Origin of the sequence: Pseudactinotalea suaedae, assembly GCF_009733815.1 — a bacterium.
Taxonomy (GTDB): domain Bacteria; phylum Actinomycetota; class Actinomycetes; order Actinomycetales; family Beutenbergiaceae; genus Pseudactinotalea; species Pseudactinotalea suaedae.
In genome coordinates this window covers 21,927-37,580 of sequence record NZ_WNXY01000016.1, presented here as the reverse complement: position 1 = coordinate 37,580, position 15,654 = coordinate 21,927, and the positions used below count along the sequence as shown (strand labels likewise).

Genomic DNA, 15,654 nt, shown 5'->3' with positions numbered 1-15,654 from the left:
GGCCCAGTCCACGGCACCGATCAGGATCTGCACCTCGGCCGCGTCAGCAGTTCGGCGAGCTTCCCTCACCTGACCCAGCAGGTCCACATCACCACCGGCACCCTCACCACCACCGGCAGCCGAGGCCGCGGTGGAGGGAGCAACAGCGGTGGTGGTCATGACTCAAACCTACGTTCGACCACCGACATCGCACCCGAGCACCTCACGACCAGCACGGCGCCATCCACACCACCGGCGGCAGAAGCCGCGGCGGACGAAAGTCGAAGCGCCGGGATGGTCATGAGTCAAACCTACGTTCGACCACCGACATCGCCCCCGAGCACCCCACGACCAGCAAGGCGCCATCGACACCGCCGCGAGTGGTCTTCCCGGCGACGGTCGGAACCACGGAGGTGCGAGGTCACACCAGTGACCCGATGCCGACCGAGGACACGCGTGAGATCAAGGTGACCTTGCCGCCCCGTCGGTGGCGGAACCTGGTCATGGGTGAGCGGCACGACGGCGACGAGAGGCGGGCGATCGCTGCGGCCCCTCGGCGCGCCCGCGGCGTCTGGGCAGGTCTCGGACCCCGTGGGCAGACCAGCTCGTGGACGCCGTCGAGGCGCCGTTGACGAGCTGGCGCCCCCGGCATGAAGCGCAACGCTCGCCGCCGGCTTTCGACGATCAGCTGCAACGGCGCACGGAAGAGTCGGGCGGACCGGCTCGTCGACCACGGCCACGGCCACGGCCACGGCCACGGGAGAGCTGAGACCAAGCCTGCCCGCCGCGCGTCGAGACAGCACGGCCCACTGTCGCTGACTGCTGACACGCTAGAGCGGTCACCTACGGAGGAGCCTCGATGACCGAGACCGAGACCGAGACCGAGACCTGGACCGGACCTGCCACCGACAGCCTGCCCGTCGACGCCGCGAACGCCCTGCTGGTCGGGCGCGCGTGGCTGCCCGGGGTCGAGGGTCCGGCGGTCGTCGTGCTCCGCGACGGCGTGCTGCACGACCTGTCGGCCACGTTCGCCACGATGCGCGACCTCACCGAGTCCAGCAACCCGCGCGACGCGCTCCGGGCAGCCGAGGGTCCCGCCGTCGGGAGCCTCGCGGACGTCTGGGCGAACACGGACCCCGACACCCGCCGCCAGGACCGGCCGTGGCTGCTCTCGCCGATCGACCTGCAGGTGGTCAAGGCGGCGGGTGTCACCTTCCCGGTCTCGATGCTGGAGCGGATGATCGAGGAACGCGCGCGCGGTGAGGCCGGTGCGGCCGACGGCATCCGTTCGATCGTGCTCGACGCCCTCGGGGGCGACCTGCGCGATCTCGTCCCGGGCTCCCCGCAGGCGATGCGGCTCAAGGAGGTCCTCGTCGAGGCCGGCCTCTGGAGCCAGTACCTCGAGGTCGGGATCGGCCCCGACGCGGAGATCTTCACCAAGGCGCCCGTCCTGGCCACGGTGGGCTCGGGCAGCGATGTCGGTGTGCTCGCGGAGTCGCGCTGGAACAACCCCGAGCCCGAGGTCGTCCTCGTGGTCTCCTCACGTGGCGAGGTCGTGGGCGCGACGCTCGGCAACGACGTCAACCTCCGCGACATCGAGGGGCGCTCGGCGCTGCTGCTGGGGCGAGCGAAGGACAACAACGCCTCGGCCGCGCTCGGCACCTTCGTGCGGCTGTTCGACGAGACTTTCGGTCTCGACCAGGTCCGCACCGAGACCGTGACGCTCTCGGTGCGCGGCGAGGACGGCTACGCGCTGCAGGCCACCTCCCACATGGAGCAGATCAGCCGCGACCCCGCCGATCTGGTCAGCCAGGCCAGCGGTGTCCACCACGCCTACCCCGACGGTTTCGTGCTCTACCTCGGCACGATGTTCGCCCCGACCGACGACCGCGGCGAGCCGGGGCTCGGCTTCACCCACCACGTCGGAGACGTCGTCCGCATCTCCTCCCCGTGGCTCGGCTCGGTGGTGAACCGGGTGCAGCACTGCGAGGCGCTGCCGGCGTGGGACTTCGGCATCGGCGCGCTCATCGCCAACCTCGCGCGGCGGAACCTGCTCGCCGGCTGAGTCGAGCCCGGTTCAGCCACCCACCGCCGTGGAAGCTCTGGACAGCAGCGCGAGACCCCGCTCGATCAGCTCATCGAGATCGGCCTCCGTCGTGTAGGCGTGCGGCGAGACGCGCCAGAACAGCCGGCCGTCGTGCTCGGTGAAGGTCGCCTCGAACCCCGCAGCGATGAACCGTGCCCGCAGCTCGTCGGGCCGGACCGCCACGGCGGCGGGCAGCCCTGCGAGACGGATCGGACCGACCGGCATGCCGACCTGCACGGCCGGGTCGTCGTCATAGGTGTCCGCGAGAGCCTCGCTGACGCGCGCCACCGCACGCTCGGCCATCGAGGTGGCGTGCGCCCGGATGCGGTCCCAGCCGAGCTCGTCCTCCAGGTGGTGCAGCGCCATCGGAGCGGTCAGCCAGGCGGTGTAGTCGTCGCTGCCCTGCTGGTCGAACCGGTGCGGATAAGGGTGGGGCGCACCCCAGGAGTCGATCAGCGGTCGAAGCCGGTCGGCGACGCCCTCGTGGGCGACCAGGGCCGCGGTACCGCGCGGCGTGGAGGCGAACTTGTGCAGGTTGCCGACCCAGACGTCGGCACCGGCCGCGCGCACCGGGTCGGTCAGCAGCAGCGGTGCGTGCGCGCCGTCGACCACCGTCACGATCCCGCGAGCACGGGCACGAGCGCACACCTCACCGACCGGTAGCAGGCGTGCGGTCGGCGAGGTGATCTGGTCCAGCACGATCATCGCCGTGCGCTCGGTGACCACCGACCAGATCGCGTCCGCAGCCGTCTCGGCGTCGGCGTCCAGGGGCACGGTCGCGACCTTCACCGCGGCACCGGCCTCCCGCGCCGCGCGGTCCACACCCATGCGAACCGCGCCGTAGGCATGGTCTGTGACGACCACCTCCGAACCCGCGGGGAGCGGCATCGACCGCAGCGCCGTGCTGACACCCGCGCTGGCGTTGGGCACGAGGGCCAGCAGCTGGGCGTCGACCCCGAGGAACGGTGCGATCTCCTCCCGCGACCGGCGGACCCGTTCGGGCGCGCGTGCCATGAACCTCGCGGTCCCGTGCTCCATCTCCTGCCGCAGCCTCTGCTGGTGATCGACGGCGGCCAACGGCACCCGGCCGTACGAGCCGTGGTTGAGGTGCACGAAGCCGGAGGCCGGCCACAGCGCGGCCGCAGGGCGTCCGTCCCGCGTCAGCAGCACGTCAGCCATCGGTCCTGGCCTCCTCGACGAGGGCGACGACCCCGGCGAACCGCCCGGTCACGCCGTCGCGGCGGTAGGAGAAGTAGCGCTCGTCCTCGTAGGTGCACGCCTCCACGCGGGAGACGTGCTGCACACCGGCGGCCGCGAGCTGGCCCAGCACGCCTGCAGCGATGTCGATCGACGCGGTGCCCCAGCTCGTCGTCCCGGCCGTCCCCGGAACGGCGCGCTCGACGTCGTCGCGCATCTGCTCCGGCACCTCGTAGCAGCGCCCGCAGATGCTGGGCCCGACGGCGGCCCGGATCGCCTCGCGGCGCGCGCCGCGTTCCACCATCGCCGCGATCGCGTTGGGCACCACGCCGGCGACCAGCCCGGGCCGGCCCGCATGGGCCGTGGCGACCACGCCGGCGGCGGCGTCGGCCAGCAGCACCGGCACGCAGTCGGCGACCATGACGCCGATGCCGACGCCGGGCGCGGTGGTCACGAGCGCGTCAGCCTTGCGCTTCATGCTGGGTCGGTGGTGGGCGACCTCCGCGACCGCGGCGCCGTGCACCTGGCTCGTGAACGTGACCGGCACCCCCAACCAGCCGCCGAGGATGCCGCGGTTGGCGTGCGCGCGGTCCCAGTCGTCCCCGACGTGGTAGCCGAGGTTGAGGTAGTCGTGCGGCGCGATCGAGACACCGCCGGAGCGGTCGGAGAAGCCGCCGCGCACGCCGTCGCCGAGATCGACCTCGATCACGTCGAGCCGGTCGGGCCGAGGAATCGCCATGTCCCCATTGTGGCTGCTGGCGTGCCGCTCCCACTCATGGGGGAGGAGGACCACCCCGGCGCGGGATCCGCCGCCACGGCTGCCGGCGCGATCGTGGAGCCACCACGAGACGAGGAGCTCCCGATGAACCCGCTGACCGACCGCGCGCAGCAACCGAGCACACGGCAACCCCGTACCCGGCGAGGCGAGCGCGCGCTGACCTGGGCGCTGCTCGGCTCGGTGCTGGTGGCCGTGCTGACCGGTGCGCTGCTGGTGCTGCCCGAGCTGAACGCCGAGGTCTATCTGTCGGACCAGGTGACCACCGCGCTGGCACGGACCTGGGTGTCCGGTCAGGTGCTCACGGGTGCGCTGCTCGGCGTGGCCGCACTGGGAGCGGCCGCAGCAGCTCTCGGCAGGATCCGCCCCGACCGAGGGTGGGTGACGCCCGCCACGACGATCACGGCTGCGATCCAGGTCGTCACCTTCGCGGTGCTGGCCCAGGGGATGGGGACGCTGAGCGCGTTCGGCTACCTGACCGCGCTCGCCGTCCCGGTGATCCTCGTGGTGCTGGGCGTGCAGCTGGTGCGGACGCGCCCGCGGGCCAGGATCCCCGTGGCGCTCGCCGCCATCGGTGCCGGCGTGCTGCTGATCACGGGCCGCGACGTCGTCGCGAGCTATGTCACGAACATGGCACCGGCGCTGCTCCGGGAGGCCTCGCACCTGCTGGCCGTGGTGCTCACGATGGCCACCGCCGTCGCCTGGGCGGCGGTCCTGCTCACCCGGGCCGCGGAGGCGGGGTCGCTGATGCGCGCGACCCGCTGGGTCACGCGGCACCGCGTCCTGCTCACCGTCCTCGCCGCCCTCGGCCCGCTGCCGTACGGGCTGGCCCGGCTCACGTGGTTGACCCCGTGGCCCCAGCTCGGCGGCGACGCGGTCGCGGACGATCCGGCGATGGCGCTGCAAGGTCTGCTGCTGGGCGCCGCCGCGTGGCTCGGCGTCGTCCTCACGCTGGGGCTGGTCGCCCGCTGGGGCGAGGTGTTCCCGCGGTGGTTCCCCGGACGTGCGGGGCGCCCCGTGCCGCCGTTGCTCGCGATCATCCCCGGCGGCGGCGTCGCCCTGATGCTGTGCGGGTCGGCGATCCCGCTGCTGCAGACGCTCGGTCTCGAGGGCGCGCTGGTGTTCCCGGCGTGGTTCTGGGGGCCCGCCCTCGCGCTCGCCGTCTGGGGGTACGCCGGTCACCGCGCGGGCGTGTTGAAGCAGGGTGCGGCGGCCCGCCCCGACGCCTCAGGCTGAACCTGGCGCCAGGCGCGCGTGGTGCTCGCCGGCTGCGCCGAGCCAGAACGCGAGGTCGTCCTCGTCGGCCAGCCCTGCTCGGTCGACCCGGATCCAGCCCGGCCCCATGTCGCGGCCCGTGCCCATCTCGGCGCGTCCCGCACCCGGACGGGCGAGCAGCTCATCGCTGCGGTCCGGGTCGACCCTGACGAGCAGGCTCTCGTCGCCGTGGGCCGCGACCAGCATGGCGCCGCGCACCATGAAGGACAGCCCGCCGAACATCCGGACCTCACGCACGTCGGCCTCGTGCGCCAGCGCCGCGCGGACGCGGTCGACCAGCGACGCGGCGGCGGTGCTCACGCCAGCTCCGGCGGACCAAACGACAGGCGGTCGAAGGCCAGCACGTCCTCGACGATGAGGCCGTCGCGCACCGTGAACAGCTCGGCCGCCGGGGCGGTCGAGGTCGCCGCGGTGTGCGGGTGGTAGAACAAGGCGACCCGGTTGCCGTCGGCCAGGCTCGCCAGGTGGGTCAGACCGGTGAGGTTCGGCGCGAACCCGGCCAGGAACTCTCGGTACGCGTCCTTGCCGACGAGGTCCTCACCCGGCGCGTGGCACACCGCGGCGTCGGCCACGTGCGTCATGGCGGTCTCGACGTCACCGCTCGTCCACGAGCGGTGGTAGGCGAGGACGGTCTCCAGTGGCGTGCTCATGGTTCCTCCGTGCGTGGTGGGTCGGGGAGCGGGGTCCAGCTGTCGGGTCCGGGGTCGCCGCCGGCGCCGACGACCGCCAGGCGGGGCAGGAAGTTCGCCCAGCCGTCGGCGTGCCCGGGCACCTCGGTGGCGGGCAGGCCGCGGTGGTGCAGGTCCACGCGCGTGCCGGCGGCCGTGGGGGTCAGCGTGAGCTCGACCTCGGAGGCCCCCGGTGGCAGCGCGGCGCTGCCCGACATCCCCCACGACACGACCACCCGGTGGGGACGCTCGACCTCGAGGTAGGAGCCGCGGATCGCGTACCCGGCGATGTCCACCGCGAACACGCCGCCGGCCCGAGGGTCGAGCTCGGCGTGCCGGCCCATCCACGCCGTCATGCCGGCCTCGGTGACGAGGAACTCGAACACGGTCTCCGGGTCCGCCTCGATCTCGATCGAGCTGCGGTGCTCAGCCATCGTGGCGCCTCTCGACCGCAGCCTTGAGGGCCGCCAGCTGGGTGGGCCAGAAGTCGCCCAGGAAGTCGCGGACGGCGGCGATCCCGTCGGTCTCCACCACGAACAGGTGGCGCGTGCCCTGGCGGGTGCTGCTGACCAGGCCGCACTCGCGGAGCACCTTGAGGTGGTGCGAGGTCGTCTGCTGCGAGAGCTGCGCGGCGCCCGCGACCTCGCCCACCGAGCGCGGCTCGTCACGCACGAGCCGCAGGATCGTGCGCCGGTTCGGGTCGGCCAGCGCGCGGAACGCCTGGTCGAGGTCGACTGCTGCGGTCACACGCCGACGCTAGCACAAACGCGCGCTTGTACTCATACCTATTTGTGGATCAGCCTGCGTCCGAGAACCGCGCGATCGTGGCCTCGGCGCGACGCACGCGCGGGGTCTCGACGCCGCGCAGGCAGTCGGGCAGGAACGAGTACCGCTCGGCGAGATCCCGAGCCGCCGGGTCGCCGTCGTCGGGCGATCCGTGCTCGCGCCACCAGTCCGCCACGTCGCCCCACCCGGGAGCGGCCAGCGATCCGCCCACCTGCGTGACCGCGAGCGCCGAGCACAACGCCGCGAAGGCCAACCGCTTGCGCAACGGCCACCCGCTCAACGTCCCCAGCACCACGGCGGCGGCGAACACGTCACCCGCCCCGGTCGTGTCGATCGCGGCGACCGGGACCGCGGGCACGCTGGCACGCTCGCTCGTGGAGGTGTCGATGGCGCTGACGCCCGCGCGACCCTGCGTGACGATGGCCAGCGGCACCCGCTCGGCGAGGGCGTCCAGGGCGGCGTCGACCGACGCGGTCCGCGTGTAGCCCATCGCCTCGACGGCGTTGGGGACGAACGCGTGGCAGCCCGCCAGATCCTCGAGGATCCGGGGGTCCCACTGCTCGGCGGGGTCCCAGCCGGCGGTGGCGAACACCAGGGCGCCATCAGCGGCCGCGCGCCGCCACCAGGTCTCCGCACGCACCCCCTGGTCGCCGAGGTCCACCAGCACGGCGCGGGTCCGGGGCGGGTCCGCCAGCATCTCGCCGGTGGGCGTGGGCCAGCCGTGCCCGTGCGTGACGAACGCGCGGTCGTCGTCGTAGCTGAGCGCGACCGTCACCGGCGTGTGCTCGCCGGGGTGGCGTCGCGAGTAGCTCAGGTCGATGCGCTCCTGGTCGCGCAGCACGCCCCACAGCCAGTCGGCGTAGAGGTCGTCCCCGAACCCCGAGGCCAGCGCGGTGCGCAGCCCGAGCCGGGACGCCGCCACCGCGAGGTTCGCGATCCCGCCCGGAGAGGAACCCATCCCCTCGGTCCACACCTCGGTGCCCGGCCGCGGCTCGTGCGGCAGCCCGGTGAACACCAGGTCGAAGAACACGGTGCCTGCGAGCAGGAGGTCGAGCTCGGGCTCCTCGTCCATGCGAGGAGTCTGCCACCGGTAGCGTGACCGATGTGCAGCTGACGATCCTCGGTGGTGGCGGGTTCCGGGTCCCGCTCGTGGTCGACTCCGTGGCGGGCGCACGCTCGCGCGTGGACATCGACCAGATCGTCCTCTACGACCTCGACCCCGCGCGCCTCCAGGTGATCGCCGCCGTGGTCGCCGAGCAGCTCGCCGGACGCCCCGATGCACCCCGGGTGCGCCTGGAGACCGACCTGCGCTCCGCCGTCGAGAACACCGACGTGCTGTTCTCCGCGATGCGCGTCGGCGGCACCGAGGGCCGGGTGCGCGACGAGCAGGTCGCGCGCGACCTCGGGGTCCTCGGGCAGGAGACGATCGGTCCCGGAGGCCTCGCCTATGCGATGCGGACCGTTCCGGTGGTCGACGGCGTCGCTCGCCTCGTCGCCGACGTCGCGCCCCAGGCGTGGGTCGTCTCCTTCACCAACCCGGCGGGTCTGGTGACCGAGGCGATGCGCACCCACCTGGGCGACCGGGTGGTCGGCATCTGCGACACGCCGATCGGGCTCCTGCGCAGCGCTGCCCGCGCCCTCCGGCTGCCGCAGCGCGAGGTCACCGGCGACTACCTCGGCCTCAACCACCTCGGCTGGCTGCGTTCGCTCGAGCACGACGGCGCGGACCACCTGCCCGCCTTGCTCGCCGACCGCCGGTTGCTGCTGCGGCTGGACGAGGCCGCGCTCTACGACGTGGAGTGGTTGCAGGCGCTCGGCTCCCTGCCGGGGGAGTACCTCCACTACTACGAGCCATCAGCCGCGCGCGAACAGGCCGGCCCTGGCCGTGCGGAGTTCCTCGCCCGGCAGCAGGCCGCGTTCTTCGAAGCCGGGCCCGGCGAGGGTGCGGCGCAGCGCTGGAAGGCCGCGCTCGCCGAGCGTGAGAACACCTACATGGCCGACGCCCGGACCCGCGAGCACACCGACCTCTCCGGCGGCCAGCGCGAGGGCGGCGGCTACCACGAGGTCGCCGTCGACCTCATGGCCGCGCTGCTGACCGGCGCGCCTGCCTGGATGATCCTCAACCTCGCGAACGACGGCGTGATCCCGACGCTGCCCGACGACGCCGTCATCGAGGTGTCCGCTCACGTGGACGCCGGCGGTGCCCGGCCCGTCGGTCCGCACGCGCCCCTGACGCTGGCCCAGCTGGGGCTCGTCACCTCGGTGAAGGCGAGCGAGCGGCTCGCGATCGAGGCGGCCCGCAGCGGCTCGCGCGAGCTGGCGTGGCGCGCATTCGCCGAGCACCCGCTGGTGCGCTCGCCCGAGCTGGGCAGGCAGCTCGTCGACGGCTACCTCGCCGCCGAGCCGCTGCTGCGTGAGGTGCTGACCCGGCCCTGAGCGCCGGGCGCGCCCGGCAGCCACCGCCACCCCACCCCAGCCCAGATCGCACATCGACGGCGAGACCGGACTGCGCACCGTGCGATCTCGCCGTCGACGTGCGATCTCGAGCGCGGGCGCTGCCGGGGAGAGCAGAGTGGCGCGGACCTGGGAGGATCGGGGTGTGGCGAGCACCGAGGGCACCGTGACCATCCGGTACTGCACCGACTGCCGCTGGCTGCTGCGTGCGCAGTGGTACGCCGGCGAGCTGCTGCAGACGTTCGGTGACGCGTTGGCCGGGGTGCTGCTCGTACCGGCCCACGGCGCGATCTTCCGGATCGAGGTCGGCGAGGAGACGGTGTGGAACCGCAAGACCGACGGCGGGTTCCCCGACATCGGCGACCTCAAGCGGCGCGTCCGTGACCTGGTCGCACCGGGGCTGAGCCTCGGCCACACCGACCGCGCAGCCGAGGGCTGAGGCGTGGCGGCGACCATCGGCTACGCGGCCATGCTGGGCCAGTTCGCCCCGCTGGAGGTCCTCGACTACTGCGTGCTCGCCGAGCAGCGCGGCTTCTCCGGGGTGATGGCGGCCGACCACTTCCAGCCCTGGGTCCCGCAGCAGGGCCAGGCGGCCTTCGTGTGGAACGTCCTCACCGCCGCAGGCGAACGCACCCGTGGTGATCTCGGCACGGGTGTGACGGCACCGACCTTCCGGTACCACCCCGCCGTCGTCGCCCAGGCGAGCGCGACGCTCGCCGCGATGTACCCGGGGCGGCACTGGCTCGGTGTCGGCTCCGGCGAGGCGATCAACGAGCATGTGGTCGCGCCGTACTGGCCGGAGGCTCCCGAGCGCATCAACCGGATGTTCGAGGCGATCGACATCATCCACAAGCTGTTCAGCAACAGCCTGGCGGGCAAGGACCACAAGCACGCGGGCGAGTACTACCGGCTCGAGTCCACGCGGCTGTGGACCATGCCGGAGGTGCCGCCGGAGATCCTCGTGGCCACAGCCGGCCCGGTGACCGCACGCCGCGCCGGGCGTCACGCCGACGGGCTGATCACCATGGGTGCGCCGCTGGAGAAGATCGCGGTGCTGCTGGCCCGGTTCGCCGCCGGCGCGCGTGAGGGCGGCAAGGACGCGGCCACCATGCCGAAGGTCGTCCAGCTCCACCTGTCCTGGGCACCGACCGACGAGGAGGCGATGGCGAACGCCCTCCTGGAGTGGCCCAACGGCGGCATGCGGTTCCCCAAGTCGGACATCCGCAGCCCGTTCGAGCTCGCGCAGATCGCGAAGATGGTGCGGCCCGAGGACTTCGAGGGCCGCATGGTGATCTCCGCCGACCCCGACCGGCACCGCGCCGAGATCCAGCGCTATCTCGACCTCGGTTTCGACCGGGTTTACCTGCACAACGTCGGCCGCAACCAGCGCGAGTGGATCGAGACCTTCTCCTCCGCCGTGCTGCCTGCGCTCAGCCGCTAACCCGAGGAGTCAGACTTGCTGCTCGCCCAGGCGCCCGACGGGCTGCCGCAGATCACCTCGGGCACCGACCTCGCCGCGGTGCTCACCCCGATCCTCGCCGGGCTGACCTGGCCCGACGGCTCCGAGGGCATCACGGGCGACGACGTGGTGGTCGTCGCCAGCAAGATCGTCGCCAAGGCCGAGGGTCGGCTGGCTCCCGCCCGCGACCGAGAGGCGCTGATCGACGCCGAGTCGGTGCGGGAGGTCGCCCGCCGCGAGAACCCGGACGGGTCGGTGCTGCGGATCGTCGAGACCCATCACGGGCTCGTGCTCGCGGCCGCCGGCATCGACGCCAGCAACGTCCCCCACGGCACGGTGCTGCTGCTGCCGAAGGACCCTGACGAGTCCGCCCGTCGGCTCCGGCGCGGGCTCAACGCCCGGCTCGGTGTGCGACCGGGCGTTCTCGTCACCGACACCGTGGGCCGGCCCTGGCGCCGCGGCATCGCCGACATCGCGATCGGCGCGGCCGGGCTGCACCCGATCGCCGACCTGCGCGGCACCGACGACTCCCACGGCCGCGAGCTGCAGGCGACCGTCGTCGCCGTCGCCGACGAGATCGCCGCGGCAGCCGACCTGGTCAAGGGCAAGGTCGGCGGGCGACCGATCGCCGTCGTGCGTGGCTCGGGAGCCACGATCACTCCCGACGACGGCCCTGGCGCTCGCGTGGTGGTGCGCAGTCCCGAGGAGGACATGTTCCGCACCGGGTCGTGAGCGCCGTCAGTGCGCGCCGCCCTCCCAGACCTCGCCGCACGGGCCGCCACCGGTCGCCTCGTCGATCGTGACGTCGGCGCCCGTGAGCGGGTCGACGAGCGGCAGGTAGAAGCGCGAGATCTCGACGCTGGCCTGCGGCACGAAGTGCAGGATCAGCGAGCGGCGGAACCGGTCGGTCGAGGTGTTCGGCAGCGATCCGTGCACGAGGCTGCCGTGGAAGAACAGCACGTCGCCGGCCCTCATCGTCGTCTGCACGGCCTCCATGCCCTCGGGTGGCCGCACGAGGCCGCTCGTGAAGGACTCCTCGGCGTCGGCCTCCTCGGGGCAGACGACCTCCATCGTGTGCGATCCCGGCACCACCGAGAGGGCACCGTTCTCGGCGTCGCAGTCGTCGACGGCGATCCAGGCGGCCAGGCAGGTCTCGGGGTGGGCGCGCAGGAAGTAGTTGTCCTGGTGCATCGCCTGGCCGCGGGCGCTCGGCGGCTTGAAGTAGAACATCGACTGGGCGCCGTAGACCGGGCCGACCAGCTCGGTGAGGGCGTCGACGATGCGGCGGTCGCTCAGGTACCTCCGGGCGATCCGACCGATCTCGAGGTCGGGCCGCCGGTGAGGCTGCATGAAGCGGGGGTAGCGGGAGAGGACGTCGTCGTCGGCGACCTCGCTCACGGCGCCGACGGCGGTGCGGTCCCGCGCCACCTGCTCCATGAAGGCCTCGCGGATGGTGGCGATCTCCGCAGCGTCGAGCAGGCCCTCGACCTGGACGACGCCGTCCCGGTCGTACTGCTCGCGGCGGGTGGCGGTTGCGGTCACAAGGGTTGTCATGACTCCCAGCGTGCCGGGAGCCGCGGCCGGCCGCTATGGACGGTCGCACCAGAAACATGGACAATCTGACCTCGTGACCAGGGCGCGGCGAGACGACTCCGGTCCGGTGATCGACGGCGTGCTGCCCGGCCGGATGAGCGTCGGGCCAGGTTTCGACACCGTCCGCCCGCACGGGGTGCCGGAGTGGGTCGTCATGCACACGGTCGCCGGTGGCGGTCGGCTCCGACCCGCGACGTCACCTGACTGGATCGGTCTGCCACCGCGCTCGATCGTCGCCTACCGGCCGCACGCGCCGCAGGAGTTCGGGACGGCGCCGAGCGCCGGGACCTGGGACGTGCAGTGGGCGCACGTGCAACCGCGGGCCGACTGGCTCCCGCTGCTGGAGTGGTCGCCGTGCGCGCCGGGGATCGGTCGGCTCGACCTCTCCCCGGTGGTCGCCGAGCGGGTGGAGGTGGCGCTGGCCCGCGCGGTCGCGCACCACCGGACCGGGCTCGGGCAGGCCCGCGCACTCGCGCTCAACGCGGTGGAGGAGGCGTTGCTGTGGGCGGCGTCGGAGAGCGCTCGGAGCGGTCGGACCGATGCGGCCGTGCTGGCGGTGCTGGAGCACGTCGCCGCGCACATCGCCGAGCCGCACACGCTGCACTCGCTCGCGGCGGTCGCCGGCGTCTCGCCCTCGCACCTGGGCCGGACCCTCAAGGCGGCGACAGGGATGTCGGTGATGGCCGCCGTCGAGCGGGTGCGGCTGGACGCCGCCCGTGAGCTGCTCGACCACACCGACCTGACGGCGACCCAGGTCGCCGCCCGCGTGGGCTACGCGGACCCGCTCTACTTCTCGAGGCGGTTCCGTGGCGACAGCGGCCTGTCGCCGCGGGCGTGGCGCCGACGCAGCGAGCGGCTGGCGCAGAGCTAGGCGAGGATGGTCCCGGTGGGGACCACCCTCACGAGATCGGAGCATCATGAGAGTCGTCGTCATCGGCGGTAGCGGCCACATCGGCACCTTCCTCGTCCCGCGGCTCGTGCGGGCCGGTCACGAGGTCGTCAACGTCAGCCGGGGGACGCGCGAGCCGTACCTGCCCGCACCGGAGTGGGAGCAGGTGCGCCAGGTCGTCGCCGACCGGCAGCGCGAGGACGAGGCAGGCACCTGGGGTGAGACGGTGCGCGCGCTGGAGGCCGACGTCGTCGTCGACCTGGTCTGCTTCACGCTCGGATCCGCCACCGCGCTCGTGGAGGCGCTGCGCGGCAACGTCGACCACCTGCTGCACTGCGGTTCCATCTGGCGGCACGGCCCCAGCCGCAAGCTCCCGATCGCGGAGGGTTCCGACGCGGCGGAGCCGCCGGTCGACGAGTACGGGGTGGAGAAGGAGCGCATCGCGCGGATGCTCAAGGAGGAGACCGCTGCGGGCGGTCTGGTGACCACCTCGCTGCACCCCGGCCACATCTCGGGGCCGGGATGGCACCCGATCGGTCCGCTCGGCAACCTCGACCCGGGCGTGTGGACGCGGGTGTCGCAGGGCGGGGTGATCGAGGTGCCGGGCAGCGGCACGGAGGCGATGCACCACGTGCACGCCGACGACGTGGCCCAGGCCTTCGAGCGTGCGATCGAGCGGCGAGACGCCGCGGCCGGCGAGGACTTCAGCATCGTCGCGCCCACGGCGCTCACCGTGCGCGGCTACCTCGCCATCGCCGCCGGCTGGTTCGGCCGGACCGCGACGCCGGTGGCCGTGGGCTGGGAGCGGTTCCGTGAGCTGACGCCCCCGGACCATGCCGAGGTGAGCTGGAACCACCTGCATCGCAACCACGTCATGACGATCGACAAGGCCAGGACCCTGCTGGGTTACGCGCCGCGGTATGAGCCCGAGGCCGCGGTGCTCGAGGCGGTCCGGTGGCTCGTCGATCACGGTGAGCTCGAGATCTCCGGCCCGCTGGTCGTCTGAGCGCAGAAGGGTCTCCACGAGAGGATGGGCCCGTGCGGATGCTGATGCGGGACAAGGCCGCGGTCGAGGCGGGCACGATCACGCTGACGTTCCGCCGGTGGAAGCGACCGCAGGTGCTGCCGGGCCGGCTGTACCGCACGGTCGTGGGACGGCTGGCCGTGGACGCCGTCGAGGTCGTGCCCGCGCGCGCGATCACCCGCGCCGACGCGGTCCGCGCCGGCTATCCCAGCGCTGCGGCGCTGCTGCGTGAGCTCCCCGGCGATCCGGGGCTGCCGATCTACCGGGTCGAGTTCCACCTCCACGACGGACCGGACGAGCGCGACGAGCTCGCCCACCGCGCCGACCTCACGCCCGGGGAGATCGACGCGATCACGACCCGGCTCGACCGGCTGGACCGGGCGTCGTCGAGCGGGCCGTGGACCCGGCAGACGCTCGAGCTGATCGCCGCCAACCCCGAGCGCCGCGCCCCGGACCTGGCCACGATGGTCGGCCGTGAGCGGGACCCGTTCAAGCTCGACGTGCGCAAGCTGAAGAACCTCGGGCTGACGCTGAGCTTCCCGGTGGGCTACCGGGTCTCGCCCCGCGGCGAGAGCTACCTCGCCGCGACGCGCCCGGCACCGTGACCGCCGTCGAGGTCGCCGACGGCGTGCTGGTTACCACCAGCGCCATCGACGTGACCACCTCGACGGTGGTCGTGCGGGGGAGCGAGGCGCTGCTCGTGGATCCCGCGTGGACCCTCGGCGAGCTCGACGTGCTCGCCGACCTGCTGGTCGAGCGGGGGCTCGTCGCGACGGCCGGCTTCAGCACCCATGCCCACCACGACCACCTGCTGTGGCACCCGCGTCTCGGGAAGGTGCCCCGCTGGGCGTCGCCGCGTACGGCCGAGCTGGCCGCCGGCGAGCCGAGCGCGCTGCTGGCACAGATGGGGCCGGGCTGGCCCGCGGACGTGCTCGAGCTGCTCGGCCGGGTCACGACGGCCGACGGCGACCGGTTGCCCGAGCCGTGGGGCGAGGCCGAGCTGGTGGTGCACGACGGCCACGCGCCCGGCCACACCGCGGTGTGGCTGCCCGAGCGCGGGGTGCTGCTGGCGGGAGACATGCTCTCCGACGTCGAGCTCCCGCTGCCGTTCGGTCCCGACGACCTGCCCTCCTACCTCGCCGGGCTCGAGGTGCTGGCACCGTACGTCGCCCGGGCCGCGGTGCTGGTGCCGGGGCACGGGACACCGACCACCGCCCCGCTCGCGCGGCTCGACGCGGACCGCCGCTACCTCGACGACGTGCTGACCCGCGGCGACTCCGACGACCCGCGGATCGGCCACCTCGGCATGGCCGAGCACCACGCCCACCTGCAGCGGTTGATGAGGGCCGGGTCCTAGCCTGCCTCCGGGTCCTAGCGTGCCTCCGCGTCTGCTCGCATCTGCTCGGTGCGGCCGCACCGCACCGGCGGCTGCCCGATCGGTCGACGTCACGAGGACGTCGCAGGAACGC

Annotated in this window: 18 protein-coding genes; 10 read left to right on the top strand and 8 right to left on the bottom strand. The window is 73.2% G+C overall.

All coding sequences use genetic code 11. The annotated features are described in order from the left end of the window. The first annotated feature begins 838 nt into the window (after window positions 1-838). A complete protein-coding gene (locus GPA04_RS20910; RefSeq protein ID WP_156226163.1) occupies window positions 839-2,044 on the top strand; it encodes a fumarylacetoacetate hydrolase family protein in 1,206 nt (401 codons plus the stop codon). 12 nt (window positions 2,045-2,056) lie between these two features. On the opposite strand, the gene GPA04_RS20905 is transcribed toward GPA04_RS20910, so the two are convergent. Then, window positions 2,057-3,244 (bottom strand): aminotransferase class V-fold PLP-dependent enzyme, encoded by a 1,188-nt coding sequence (locus GPA04_RS20905; RefSeq protein ID WP_156226162.1) that lies wholly within the window; start codon window positions 3,242-3,244, stop codon window positions 2,057-2,059. Next, window positions 3,237-4,001: a peptidoglycan editing factor PgeF gene (pgeF, locus tag GPA04_RS20900; RefSeq protein WP_156226161.1), complete on the bottom strand. Its 765-nt coding sequence runs from the start codon at window positions 3,999-4,001 to the stop codon at window positions 3,237-3,239. Before pgeF ends, GPA04_RS20905 begins: the two co-directional genes overlap by 8 nt. A 21-nt stretch (window positions 4,002-4,022) precedes the next feature. Between pgeF and GPA04_RS20895 the strand changes: the two genes are divergently transcribed. Further along, window positions 4,023-5,273, top strand: coding sequence for a hypothetical protein (locus tag GPA04_RS20895; RefSeq protein ID WP_156226160.1), 1,251 nt, complete (start codon window positions 4,023-4,025; stop codon window positions 5,271-5,273). Here the strand turns inward: GPA04_RS20895 and GPA04_RS20890 are convergent. From GPA04_RS20890 to GPA04_RS20870, 5 genes are read right to left on the bottom strand one after another with little or no spacing between them, the layout of a single operon-like run. Continuing rightward, complete coding sequence (locus GPA04_RS20890; protein ID WP_241680959.1) at window positions 5,265-5,612, bottom strand: TfoX/Sxy family protein; 348 nt, start codon at window positions 5,610-5,612, stop codon at window positions 5,265-5,267. The two genes, GPA04_RS20895 and GPA04_RS20890, sit on opposite strands and share 9 nt — an antisense overlap. After that, complete coding sequence (locus tag GPA04_RS20885; RefSeq protein ID WP_156226159.1) at window positions 5,609-5,962, bottom strand: nuclear transport factor 2 family protein; 354 nt, start codon at window positions 5,960-5,962, stop codon at window positions 5,609-5,611. Before GPA04_RS20885 ends, GPA04_RS20890 begins: the two co-directional genes overlap by 4 nt. Beyond that, the gene (locus GPA04_RS20880; protein WP_156226158.1) at window positions 5,959-6,414 is read right to left on the bottom strand and encodes an SRPBCC family protein; all 456 of its coding nucleotides are present in this window, start codon (window positions 6,412-6,414) and stop codon (window positions 5,959-5,961) included. Before GPA04_RS20880 ends, GPA04_RS20885 begins: the two co-directional genes overlap by 4 nt. Then, the gene (locus tag GPA04_RS20875; RefSeq protein ID WP_156226157.1) at window positions 6,407-6,727 is read right to left on the bottom strand and encodes an ArsR/SmtB family transcription factor; all 321 of its coding nucleotides are present in this window, start codon (window positions 6,725-6,727) and stop codon (window positions 6,407-6,409) included. Before GPA04_RS20875 ends, GPA04_RS20880 begins: the two co-directional genes overlap by 8 nt. A 49-nt stretch (window positions 6,728-6,776) precedes the next feature. Then, the gene (locus GPA04_RS20870) at window positions 6,777-7,838 is read right to left on the bottom strand and encodes a carbohydrate kinase family protein (protein WP_156226156.1); all 1,062 of its coding nucleotides are present in this window, start codon (window positions 7,836-7,838) and stop codon (window positions 6,777-6,779) included. Between the two features lie 32 nt (window positions 7,839-7,870). On the opposite strand from GPA04_RS20870, the gene GPA04_RS20865 reads away from it, so the two are divergent. The 4 genes from GPA04_RS20865 (at window position 7,871) to cofE (ending at window position 11,411) form a co-directional block, all read left to right on the top strand. Then, window positions 7,871-9,202 (top strand): family 4 glycosyl hydrolase, encoded by a 1,332-nt coding sequence (locus GPA04_RS20865; protein WP_156226155.1) that lies wholly within the window; start codon window positions 7,871-7,873, stop codon window positions 9,200-9,202. A 163-nt stretch (window positions 9,203-9,365) separates the two neighbouring features. Continuing rightward, window positions 9,366-9,659 carry an Rdx family protein gene (locus GPA04_RS20860; RefSeq protein WP_156226154.1) on the top strand — a complete coding sequence of 98 codons (294 nt, stop codon included), beginning with the start codon at window positions 9,366-9,368 and terminating at the stop codon, window positions 9,657-9,659. A gap of 3 nt (window positions 9,660-9,662) precedes the next feature. Continuing rightward, window positions 9,663-10,661 (top strand): TIGR03557 family F420-dependent LLM class oxidoreductase, encoded by a 999-nt coding sequence (locus GPA04_RS20855; protein ID WP_277754332.1) that lies wholly within the window; start codon window positions 9,663-9,665, stop codon window positions 10,659-10,661. A gap of 15 nt (window positions 10,662-10,676) precedes the next feature. Beyond that, window positions 10,677-11,411: a coenzyme F420-0:L-glutamate ligase gene (gene cofE / locus GPA04_RS20850; protein ID WP_156226153.1), complete on the top strand. Its 735-nt coding sequence runs from the start codon at window positions 10,677-10,679 to the stop codon at window positions 11,409-11,411. A gap of 6 nt (window positions 11,412-11,417) precedes the next feature. Here cofE and GPA04_RS20845 read toward each other — a convergent pair whose 3' ends face one another. Beyond that, window positions 11,418-12,233, bottom strand: a complete 816-nt coding sequence (locus GPA04_RS20845) for a phytanoyl-CoA dioxygenase family protein (protein ID WP_156226152.1) — start codon at window positions 12,231-12,233, stop codon at window positions 11,418-11,420. Between the two features lie 73 nt (window positions 12,234-12,306). Here GPA04_RS20845 and GPA04_RS20840 point away from each other — a divergent pair, with 73 nt between their 5' ends. Genes GPA04_RS20840 through GPA04_RS20825 form a run of 4 tightly spaced genes read left to right on the top strand, consistent with a single transcriptional unit; the run spans window position 12,307 to window position 15,542 of the window. Next, window positions 12,307-13,143: a helix-turn-helix domain-containing protein gene (locus tag GPA04_RS20840; RefSeq protein WP_162458693.1), complete on the top strand. Its 837-nt coding sequence runs from the start codon at window positions 12,307-12,309 to the stop codon at window positions 13,141-13,143. Window positions 13,144-13,189: 46 nt separating this feature from the next. Continuing rightward, window positions 13,190-14,167, top strand: a complete 978-nt coding sequence (locus tag GPA04_RS20835; protein WP_156226150.1) for an NAD-dependent epimerase/dehydratase family protein — start codon at window positions 13,190-13,192, stop codon at window positions 14,165-14,167. 38 nt (window positions 14,168-14,205) lie between these two features. Then, window positions 14,206-14,790 (top strand): ASCH domain-containing protein, encoded by a 585-nt coding sequence (locus tag GPA04_RS20830; RefSeq protein ID WP_156226167.1) that lies wholly within the window; start codon window positions 14,206-14,208, stop codon window positions 14,788-14,790. Next, the gene (locus GPA04_RS20825; RefSeq protein ID WP_156226149.1) at window positions 14,787-15,542 is read left to right on the top strand and encodes an MBL fold metallo-hydrolase; all 756 of its coding nucleotides are present in this window, start codon (window positions 14,787-14,789) and stop codon (window positions 15,540-15,542) included. The genes GPA04_RS20830 and GPA04_RS20825 overlap by 4 nt, the downstream gene beginning before the upstream one ends. The last annotated feature ends 112 nt before the right edge of the window (window positions 15,543-15,654 follow it).

Excerpts from the sequence above, each read along its gene's own strand:
- GPA04_RS20910 (WP_156226163.1), top strand. The coding sequence starts at position 839 with ATGACCGAGACCGAGACCGAGACCGAGACCTGGACCGGACCTGCCACC.
- GPA04_RS20905 (WP_156226162.1), bottom strand. The coding sequence starts at position 3,244 with ATGGCTGACGTGCTGCTGACGCGGGACGGACGCCCTGCGGCCGCGCTG.
- pgeF (WP_156226161.1), bottom strand. The coding sequence starts at position 4,001 with ATGGCGATTCCTCGGCCCGACCGGCTCGACGTGATCGAGGTCGATCTC.
- GPA04_RS20885 (WP_156226159.1), bottom strand. The coding sequence starts at position 5,962 with ATGAGCACGCCACTGGAGACCGTCCTCGCCTACCACCGCTCGTGGACG.
- GPA04_RS20880 (WP_156226158.1), bottom strand. The coding sequence starts at position 6,414 with ATGGCTGAGCACCGCAGCTCGATCGAGATCGAGGCGGACCCGGAGACC.
- GPA04_RS20870 (WP_156226156.1), bottom strand. The coding sequence starts at position 7,838 with ATGGACGAGGAGCCCGAGCTCGACCTCCTGCTCGCAGGCACCGTGTTC.
- GPA04_RS20845 (WP_156226152.1), bottom strand. The coding sequence starts at position 12,233 with ATGACAACCCTTGTGACCGCAACCGCCACCCGCCGCGAGCAGTACGAC.
- GPA04_RS20835 (WP_156226150.1), top strand. The coding sequence starts at position 13,190 with ATGAGAGTCGTCGTCATCGGCGGTAGCGGCCACATCGGCACCTTCCTC.
- GPA04_RS20830 (WP_156226167.1), top strand. The coding sequence starts at position 14,206 with ATGCTGATGCGGGACAAGGCCGCGGTCGAGGCGGGCACGATCACGCTG.